This is a genomic window from Bacteroides sp. AR20 (genome assembly GCF_964250605.1).
GTDB classification, from domain to species: domain Bacteria; phylum Bacteroidota; class Bacteroidia; order Bacteroidales; family Bacteroidaceae; genus Bacteroides; species Bacteroides uniformis.
This window is the reverse complement of sequence record NZ_CAXUGK010000055.1, coordinates 1-9,536: the sequence shown is the minus strand read 5'-3', so window position 1 is coordinate 9,536 and position 9,536 is coordinate 1. Positions and strand designations below refer to the sequence as shown.

At 43.3% G+C, this 9,536-nt stretch carries 9 protein-coding genes and 1 pseudogene; 4 read left to right on the top strand and 6 right to left on the bottom strand.

Annotation, left to right across the window (positions count from 1 at the left end; genetic code table 11):
• Nucleotides 1-78 precede the first annotated feature (78 nt).
• Nucleotides 79-453: pseudogene (locus ACESTD_RS18175) on the bottom strand (copper amine oxidase); the annotation flags it as partial.
• 723 nt (nucleotides 454-1,176) lie between these two features.
• Between ACESTD_RS18175 and ACESTD_RS18170 the strand changes: the two are divergent.
• The gene (locus ACESTD_RS18170) at nucleotides 1,177-1,932 is read left to right on the top strand and encodes a DUF2971 domain-containing protein (RefSeq protein WP_373159081.1); all 756 of its coding nucleotides are present in this window, start codon (nucleotides 1,177-1,179) and stop codon (nucleotides 1,930-1,932) included.
• 74 nt (nucleotides 1,933-2,006) lie between these two features.
• Here the strand turns inward: ACESTD_RS18170 and ACESTD_RS18165 are convergent, their stop codons facing one another.
• From ACESTD_RS18165 to mobA, 5 genes are all read right to left on the bottom strand, one after another.
• A complete protein-coding gene (locus ACESTD_RS18165) occupies nucleotides 2,007-2,297 on the bottom strand; it encodes a DUF4120 family protein (protein WP_178296734.1) in 291 nt (96 codons plus the stop codon).
• 18 nt (nucleotides 2,298-2,315) lie between these two features.
• Entirely contained in the window at nucleotides 2,316-2,807 is a 492-nt protein-coding gene (locus ACESTD_RS18160) for a hypothetical protein (RefSeq protein ID WP_373159082.1), read from the bottom strand.
• 219 nt (nucleotides 2,808-3,026) lie between these two features.
• The gene (gene mobC / locus ACESTD_RS18155; protein WP_373159083.1) at nucleotides 3,027-5,057 is read right to left on the bottom strand and encodes a conjugal transfer protein MobC; all 2,031 of its coding nucleotides are present in this window, start codon (nucleotides 5,055-5,057) and stop codon (nucleotides 3,027-3,029) included.
• 33 nt (nucleotides 5,058-5,090) lie between these two features.
• The gene (mobB, locus tag ACESTD_RS18150) at nucleotides 5,091-6,347 is read right to left on the bottom strand and encodes a conjugal transfer protein MobB (RefSeq protein WP_373159084.1); all 1,257 of its coding nucleotides are present in this window, start codon (nucleotides 6,345-6,347) and stop codon (nucleotides 5,091-5,093) included.
• 1 nt (nucleotide 6,348) lies between these two features.
• Nucleotides 6,349-6,795: a conjugal transfer protein MobA gene (gene mobA, locus ACESTD_RS18145; protein ID WP_373159085.1), complete on the bottom strand. Its 447-nt coding sequence runs from the start codon at nucleotides 6,793-6,795 to the stop codon at nucleotides 6,349-6,351.
• Between the two features lie 605 nt (nucleotides 6,796-7,400).
• Here mobA and ACESTD_RS18140 point away from each other — a divergent pair.
• From ACESTD_RS18140 to ACESTD_RS18130, 3 genes are read left to right on the top strand one after another with little or no spacing between them, the layout of a single operon-like run.
• Complete coding sequence (locus ACESTD_RS18140) at nucleotides 7,401-8,156, top strand: ParA family protein (RefSeq protein ID WP_005794037.1); 756 nt, start codon at nucleotides 7,401-7,403, stop codon at nucleotides 8,154-8,156.
• A gap of 2 nt (nucleotides 8,157-8,158) precedes the next feature.
• Nucleotides 8,159-8,572 carry a DUF3408 domain-containing protein gene (locus tag ACESTD_RS18135; RefSeq protein ID WP_007664664.1) on the top strand — a complete coding sequence of 138 codons (414 nt, stop codon included), beginning with the start codon at nucleotides 8,159-8,161 and terminating at the stop codon, nucleotides 8,570-8,572.
• A gap of 5 nt (nucleotides 8,573-8,577) precedes the next feature.
• Entirely contained in the window at nucleotides 8,578-9,483 is a 906-nt protein-coding gene (locus ACESTD_RS18130; RefSeq protein ID WP_373159086.1) for a DUF4122 family protein, read from the top strand.
• The last annotated feature ends 53 nt before the right edge of the window (nucleotides 9,484-9,536 follow it).

Sequence of the window (9,536 nt, the reverse complement as noted above, 5' to 3'; positions counted from 1 at the left end):
TCAAGGGGGTAGGATTATTTTAGCACAAGGGGGCAGAATCGCTTGGTTTTAGGGGGCAGCTTACACTGGATTTTCCACATACTTTTTGAGAAACTCTTCCACTGCTTTTGTTTTCTTACCTTCGGCAAGGTCTTCGATGGCCTGCTTGACTTCGGGCTTGTCGAACTCCTCCTCCTTCATCGTGAAAAGACCGAAGTGTGTAGGGTCTTTCAGCTGACTCCAGAAGTTCTTGAGGAAGTTCTCGAAGAAGGTCGCATAACGGTCAATCTTGAGAAAGGAGTTCTGATGCTCTTTGTCTGCCGGCACGGTGGAATACTTGCCGTTCTTGTTGATTTCGGATACCGCCTGAATGAGCAGTTCCATCTTGTCTAAAACCAGCACGATGTCGCTCATCTGCGGGTTCTCGGTGACTTGTGTTTTTTGAGGGTCATCCCTTACATTTTTCTTTGCCATAACTGTGAGTTTTTAGCGTTAATAACTAATGTTGTCACCGCAAATATATATAGCAAAATTTGATAAAACATTGACATTTAAGTTGTTAGACTATACAAGTCATAAGGTGTCATCACTTGTCATAGCAGGCACGAAAGCGAAGCCACAAAAAGGGGTAAAACAAGGGTGAAAAGAGGGAAAACGCTCCACACAGAAACGGGGTTGGAAAAAGCGAAAACGAAGGCAAAAAATGGTGCGAGAAAAAGCGGTGGTATGACCGAAATGAAATAACTTTTGTAATATGCAGAGTTGAGAGCTGAGCTGCTTTTGTCCCCACTTAAAAAATCGGGCACTAAAAAGATGGCGGTGGTTGATAGACCTTATAATGAAATATAGATATGGCAGTCAGGTTGAGAATAGAGATGCGGCATATCTTACCGCAATGGATTTTTGACCTGTTGTACTATGCGTCGTAGGTCGCTTCGCTTGCTAAGTCCCAACCTCTGTCTCAACTCGGACGGCGATACCGGAGCGTTTTTTCGGGTGAAAAATTATCGCAGAGAATTTTTTGCCCGAAAACCCTCGGCTTGAACGTGGAGGTATTGTCCCTCCGAGTTAACTTCTTGAAGGGACTTGGCGAGTGAAGCGGGATTTTCACGCTCACATATATAAAAATATTCTCATTCATTCTATCTTGTGGAATATTCTCTGTAATTTTGTACTATTATTAATATGTATAATAGTATGGCTATCAATGAACACTTCAAAAACAATAATATGAGGAATCTCGTTCCAGAAGAACGAGACGAGAAAATATATAGGATTATTCCTTTATTTCGTTTGGAGCAAATGCTTCAACAAGGCAAAAATACCCTTGTAAAGATTTTGTCGTGGGAAGATCCATATGAAAATTTCTTTTACAAACAAGAGTTTGAATTAAAAGGAACACCTATTTCTGCCACCAATATCGGAGAGCAAATATTTGGACAATGCTGGAGCTTGTTTAAGGATTCTGATGCATTATGGAGAATTTATTCTCAAGACAAGCAAAGTGTTAGAATTAGAACCACTATTGGGAAATTGTATGATTCAGCATATCTTGATGATAAATGTATGGCATCAACTTTTGTTGGGAAGATTAATTATAAAGCTAAAAAGGACTTAAATATATGGTTGACAGCTAATCCTATTTCGGCGTTAAATTTAGATGGCATGGCAGTGGAGTCATTGTTTTATAAGCGAAACAATTTTAGTCATGAAAAAGAGGTTAGATTAATCTATCGTACAGATTCAAAATCACCTGAAATGATGAATTTTATAAAACAATACGATATAAGTGTTGACGATTTTATAGAAGAAATAACATTTGATCCAAGATGTGATAATTCCTACTATCAAGCATTTAGGGATTACTTAATTAAGACATACAAAATTGATCCGAAAAAAATCAATAAATCATCAATGTATGTTTTTAAGCCTAATAAAATTCAACTTCAGTAACATAAGAAAAGCCAACTTAAGCCTGCGCTTGACAGAACTAAGTTGGCTTTATCAGTTTAAGGATTTGAATTTATCTATGTGTGTATAGTCCACCCGTGAATAGGATTCATCAATACGGCAAACGATTGGTCGGGCTGTCCGTGATAGAGCAAGCCTCCAACAATACCCGTTCTGCCATCGGGATATACTTGTCGGAATCCGAATGAGTGAGGTGCAGAGTCATAGTATAGCTCAATCTCACACGGGCAGTTTGGATTTTCTTCCCATTGTTTCAAACGGTCAATACACTTTTGCAGGGTGTCATTCTTAATTTCCTTTGCGTAGGCAACAGCCTTGTCATAACGCTCTTGACATAAAATCTTCATACTCGATATTTTTTAGGTTTATAATAAATCTTCATATACTCCAAAGCCATAGCAGTCGGCAATGCAAAAGTCCTCACAGCCGATTTCTGCAAGTGACTTCATGTCTTCCAGCGTGTCGCAATAGAAGAAAATGTCATCATCCTTTTCGGTATCGACATCCATTCCGATGGCGATACGCACTTCAACGGTATCGTAGTTGTCATTATAGCGGATAAGGCAATCGGCATAGTGAGGCTCGATACCTCGCTCTGTAAAGAACTTCAAGCATTGGCGACTTATCTCTTTTCTGACTGCATCGGGTTTCTTCCAATCGGAGTCATCAATAATCTCCAATCCCATACCTTCCACGACCAAACAAGTGCCACCATTGATGTTTGTCATTAGTGTACGCTTGCCTAAATGTTTCTCTCTAATATCGGCCCAATTGGGGATATCCCATCTTTCGTTGGTCCATACTCCGCGATAATCTTTTGGCACACGGAGATACTCTGATAATGTCATTCTAATCATAGTCAATCATTATATAAGTTATACATATTACAGGCGAAGCACTGTATTCTATTTCTTTACCGCCTTGACTGTTCCGGGTAGGATTGTGCAAGGTTGGCGGGAAAAATACCGCAAGCCCCGTAGGGCGAGGATGATTTTTCCACGACACCCACAGGGCTTGACCTTGCTCAATCCGAAAGGCACGGAACAACCTTTGCGGTAAGAAATAGGATACAGATTCTAATCGTTATCCTCTTCGTCCTTCTCGTCCGGTAACAATCGTTTACGCAACTCAGGATCAGCCTTTATACGCTCCATCTCATCTTGAACAATCTGCTCGACTTCATCTTTGATACGGGAATAGTTACGCTCTATCTGCTCCTGCATGATGTCGTTGCCGTTCTCGTCCTTGAACTCATTGACGATAGGAATCTTCTTGTATGCCTTTGTCTCGGCACTTACCTTTGCACTATCCACGATGATGCGTGAGTGGAAAATCTTCTGGTCAATCTCCTCACCGAAGTTATCCGCCACGCTACCCACGAATGTGCCTTGCGAGAGGTTCGAAATCTTCGAGGCAGGTATAAGGAAGTCTAACTGCGTGTTGATAGATGTTGATGTGTCCTGACGGTTGATAGATACCGACTGACGCTGCTGGAGTATTTTGCCGAAACGCTCAGAGAGGTTCTTTGCTGTTTCGCCTACCACCTGTCCGCTGAAGATGTTACCCACCGTATTTTGGATAACCTTTGCCTCCTTGTCGCCATAGTCACGAGCCAACTGCGAGTAATCCTGAAAACCGAGACAAACCGCCACCTTGTTGCTTCGTGCTGTGGCAATGAGGTTGTCGATGCCACGGAAATAGATGGTTGGCAACTCATCTATGATGATGGAACTCTTCAACTGACCTTTCTTGTTCACCAACTTTACGATACGGCTGTTGTATAGTCCGAGTGCCGCAGAGTAGATATTTTGGCGGTCGGGATTATTACCTACGCAGAGTATCTTCGGCTCATTTGGATTGTTCAAGTCGAGGGTAAAATCATCGCCTGTCATCACCCAATAGAGCTGCGGAGAAATCATTCTCGACAGCGGAATTTTGGCGCTTGCTATCTGGCCTTGGAGCTGATCTTGGGCTCCACCTTTCCATGCGTCCATAAATGGAGATAGGTAGTTTTCCAACGAAGGATAAGAGGTCAGAATCGTAAAGATATCCGCATACGGTTTGTTCAGGAACTCAATCGTATGTGGGAAGGTACAATACTTACCGTCCTTGTAGATTCTCAGATACCAGATAATCGCAGCCAAAAGAATAATCGGAGATTCCACAAAGAAGTCGCCCTGCTTCTGAATCCATGTCTTGTTAAGGTTCAACATTATCGTGTACGCACTCTCGTAGGCATCGCTGATATCCACCATAAACTTCGGATTGATGGGATTACAGCGGTGTGAACGACGCGGGTCGTCAAAGTTGATGACATAGAAACTCGGCTTTACCTTGTACTTGTCGATGTTCTTCAATAGCTCGTTATAGGCAATTACCGATAGGTCATCAAACTTATAGTCGTAGATGTATGTGGCAAATCCTTTGGCTATGGTCTGCTTGATGTAGTTGTTCACTACGGCATACGACTTACCGCTACCCGGTGTTCCCAATACGATGGTTGCTCGGAACGGATTCACGACATTTATCCAACCGTCCCATTCTTTGCCTTGATAGACAAACTTCGTAGGCAGATTTACCGAATACTCGTTCTCCATCAGTCGTGTCTCCTGCATGAAGCTCTCGTTGGCCACATTGAAGACATCTTCCATAAGGTTATGCTTGAACATACGGCTAATCCATACTCCCGACATAAGCAGGAGGATATATCCGGCTGTTATCGTAATGATATAGATAACCATATTCACAATTGGCGAGAACGGCAGGTCGAGCAACCACCAGTTCATAAAGAAGAGTACAAGACCGCCGAGGAAGGTCGCATAAATCTTCTGCCAGGTCATCTTCTGATTCTTCACGCCCTTAGTACCGAGGCACGACAGAGCCAAGAATATGATGGCGAAGACCTTTGTCACAAGCAGGTTGCTGAACAGCCCTGCCGTATTCTGAAAATTGAGCAGTATCTTGTCTACCACTCCGATGTTGATACCCATATCCACGATAGCCTGATAGCAGAACCAGTAGATATGTACTACAATAAATATAATGGATATGGCACGCATGAACTCCATGACCTTTGCCAATCCTCTCAAATCATCTTCCTGTTGCATAATTAATTCGTTTTAATGGTTAGTGAAATTGGTTTACGATATGCCGCGTGAACGGCGTTGTTTCTTCTTCTTTTTCTTCTGGTACTGCTTGGCAAGCATCTCCTCCTGCGGATCATTTGCAGGAGCATCGAACGAGAAGATTCCGAAGGCTTGTTCTATGCCCGATTCGAGGTCTGCCGATGATAGGCTCTGGCTCTCGGAGAACCCCTTTGGCATCTCCGTCCACGGTATGTCACCCTGCGAGTTGAAGAGTTTTTCAAAGGTGTTTGCCGAGAACTCCTTACCCAGACGAGAACCGTTGTAGACCTCACGGTTGTGGTGGTCGATGAATGTGACACCGTAGATGCGCCCTGCATCGTTCTCGCGGAACACCACATCAATGCCCTTGCTGCCGAGCAGACGCACGAACTCCTCGCGGTTGCCACGAGAGCCGTGCATAGCCAGAGCCACATCATTGCGGATTTTGGGTTGCCACCTCTTCGCTCTAAACTCCTGAGCATTGTAGGCGATACGCTTCTCCACACCCTCGTAGCCGAAACGCTTGCCGATAAGCGAGGACTTGATGGGCGTACAGACAGGCTTGCCATTATCATCGGTCATCGTATAGATGATACCCGAATAGGGCTCGCCATCGAACTCGCCCTTGACCTGCTTTGCCTCGATGTTGAAGCACGAGAGCATGGCACTATACTCGCCGAAGGATTGGAAACGATACGAGGTGAAAACACTCTTGAGGATATTCGATACCTGCTGCTTTACATCGCCACGGGTGTAGTCCGCCTTTTTCAGATAAGGTTCCAATAGTTCCCTGCGTTTGTCGGCAATCTGTTTGAGTCCGAACATCTGCTCCAATTCTCGGCACGCCTTCATCGAGCGGTTCCATTCGTAAGCATCGTCTATCTTCTCACCGTTCTCATTCACGCAGGTAGATACTATATGTATATGTCTGCGGTCAATGTCCTCGTGGAGATAGACAATGTAGGGCTGGTTGCCGTAGCCCATCTTCTGCATATAGGCTCTTGCCAAATCCGCAAACTGACTGTCGGTAAGATTGTCGTCCAGTGTCGGATTGAGCGATATATGCAGGATAGGCTTCTCGGTGTTGCGGTTGGCAGCGAGATAACTCTCAAAAGCGAACATCGTCTGACTGACAATCCTATCAGGGTCGTAGAGAGAATCGGTAATCATGCGGTTGCCGGCTATGATGCGACCTGTCACCTCGTTTACCTTCTGCTGGTTGTAGATGATGGCTCCGTAGAGTGAAGCACCTCTGTTGATTTTAGCCACCATATCAACCTCCGCTTTTACGGTTCAAGTGCCTCTCCTCAAACTCGCGTGTGAGGGCGATAATCTGTTTGTTCAGTACTACCAACTCCAGTGTGGCTTTCTCCAGCTTGGCGACAAGGGCGAATGCCCGCTTATCCCCAAAGTTGGCTTTCACTGCTCGCACCGTCTGGTTGTAGTTGTTGCCGATGGCTTGGAACTGATGATAGAAATTCGTGAGGCGTATGTAGTAATCCATAGCCGCCTTGTCGAGTTTTACTACCTTCATCTCACGGTCAAGAATCATTGCCTTTATAAATCTTGCCTTGTACTTAAGACCAGACTTTGCAAACCGCAATTCAAATTGTCCGTTCTCTTCAGCATTTAGTTTAATGCCGTAACGATAAACAGCGGGATCCTTTTTAGGTCGCCTTCCTGTTACATCTCTTCTTGTTTGTCTCTTGTCATTTGCCATAACTTTACATTTTATTGGTTACTAACTTCCGCTATGGATTCACGACTTTGGAGTGAATCCCTTCCCGAGCCGTCAGGCGAGCGGCAAGTTGTTTTGGGGTTGCCCGAATCGTTTCGGGCTGCCCAAAACACAACTTGCTATGTTCGCTTGAACATGAATTTTCCTTCGTAAAATTGGCTATCGCCGTTTCCCTCAGAGAGAAGCATCCGAAAACTCCGTTCGTCGTGCGTCTATAGACCTTTCGGGTGCAAAGTTATACAGGCGTATTCTATTGATAAATAGTGAGTTATATGCAATGTGATGACATATGATGACATGTGTAGTCAGAGGCTTGACGACATAGTGATTATTCCAATTTTTCGCTATTTCTTTGCGTCAGAAATGGTGCAACAAACCAATAATTGATTGCCTGATTATGTGATTAAGGATTGGTGAAATTGTGAGAGTAAGCAAGCAAATAATTATTGCATTATTGGGGCGTTGCAACAAACAAAGGTTGACTTATTGGTTGGTGAGCACAATGTCACCATATCACCAAGTAACCAACAAACCAAGTAATAGACAAATAATGTAATAAGTAATTAACCATTAAAAAATTTACAGTTATGAAGAAAAAGCCAGTATTTGTTGCAGTAAGCAACCAGAAAGGTGGAGTTGGTAAAAGTACAATGTTGGTAGCCCTTGCCAGCCTCCTGAACTATACGATGGATAAGAGTGTAGCCATCGTGGATTGTGATGCTACCCAGCGTAGCCTTTATAATCTCCGCGAACGAGACAAGGAGATGGTGGAGAAAAACAAGAGGTATATGACGCTTCTTGAAGAGCAAAGACTTCGAGGTTGTAAGATTTATCCTATCAAAAGGGTAAGGCCCGAAGAGGCCCGCGCCACTGCGGGAGAGTTTGCTGAAACTGGAGAGTATGACATCATTTTTATTGACCTCCCAGGTTCTATGGATGTCCCCGGAGTTTTACAGACCATTTTCAATGTGGATTATGTATTGACTCCCATTGCTGCCGACAACTTTGTAATGGATAGCAGTTTCAGCTTCGCAAGCAGTGTGGTGAGATTCTTGGCAGAAAAGAAAGGCATTCCGCTTAAGGACATCTATATGTTCTGGACGAAGGTAAAGCGAAGGAGCAATGTGGAGGTACTCAAGAACTATTCGGAGTTGATGGAGAAGACAGGATTAAAAGTACTGAAATCAAGTATACCTGAACTTTGCCGATACGAGAAGGAGTTATCGATGTCGTCCCGTACCTATTTCCGATGTTCGCTGTTGCCTCCTCCTGCGGGGCAACTCAAAGGAAGCGGATTACAGGAACTTGCCAATGAACTTCTTGAAATACTTAAACTGAAATAACTATGGCAAAGAAGAGCGTAAAAGTCGATGAGGATCTTATAAGGGGGTATATGGCAGGGCGGGAACCTGATAATGTTTCTAAGAATGAAACTTCTGTACAGGAGATTCTAAATGAAGCCATAACCACTGAGGAAGAACCTGTTGAAGAGGTGGTGCAAGAAAAGCCCAAGCCTCGCAAAAAAAAGGAAGAGAGCAACTATAGACAGAAGTATTTGATGAATACACCTATGTCGGGGCGTGTTCAAGTGTATCTGAACCGTCAGCTATACGAGCAAATCAAGAACTTTTTGCCCGTGATTGCTCCAGAGACCAGCATTGCAAGCTATCTCAGTAACATTATAGCAGAGCATATAGAACTTAACATTGAGGAAATAACTCAACTTTATAAAGAACGATTTTCACCACCTAAAATTTAACAACTATGACAACAACCATTTTCTATTTATCAGTTAAGGCAGTATCAGCAACCTATATATTATACAAAGTATGGAATATGATTTTCAGTCAGCGAATGTATGACTTCTGGAATATGTTACACAATTGGGCTCGTATTGCCCGTATCAGATTGTGGAAGTATCGAAAGAAACGGATGGAAGAGAAAGCGAGGAAGGACAGGCGAAAAGCCAGAATGCAAAGACCTATGTTGCAGAAGGTACAGTCTGAAGAGCAAGCATTTCAACCTTCATCTTATTCTGATTTGGAAGCTCAAGCAATAGTAGAGGAACTTGCCAAGAGATTTGAAGACACTTCACAAGATGAAACATTGAAGTCACCCGTAGAAGAAAAGCCTAAGCCTAAAATTAAGCCTGTGGTTTTTGATGACCCGAATGAGGTTATGGGAAAGTCCAACATCATCTATTATGAAGACCCTGAAGTCGCTCGCAAGACTCCGACACGCTCAATAGAGTTGAAGCAGGTTGAGTTACCTGTTGATGAGGATGTCAATCCGGAAGATGTAGAGGATAATTTTGTACCGCAGAAAAGATTGTCGCAAGAGGATATGAAAGAATTGATGTCTTCCGAGTCTATTCCTGATCCGGATTTTTCGGGAGCCTGTACTTTTGAAGAGTTGGGTAATGTGGCTGATGTCTTATTGAATAGGACTACAGATAAGAAAAAGATTATGGATGCCGCAGAGACCTTATATAAACTTCAAGATTCTGACATCTATCATTTTTACACTACATCTATCAGTACGGAAAAGCAGGTGGATAGATTGCTCAAGGATAATCTTGATGGTGCAGGTCGTCGGTTGAATGGTAAGCAACTAGAGCGTACCGAGATTGATTGGAATAAATTTATGGGCAGTATCCATAATTTTGTGTAAATAGAAACGGGATTCAGTTATAAGTTCTCTTATATCTGGATTCTGTTTTCAAA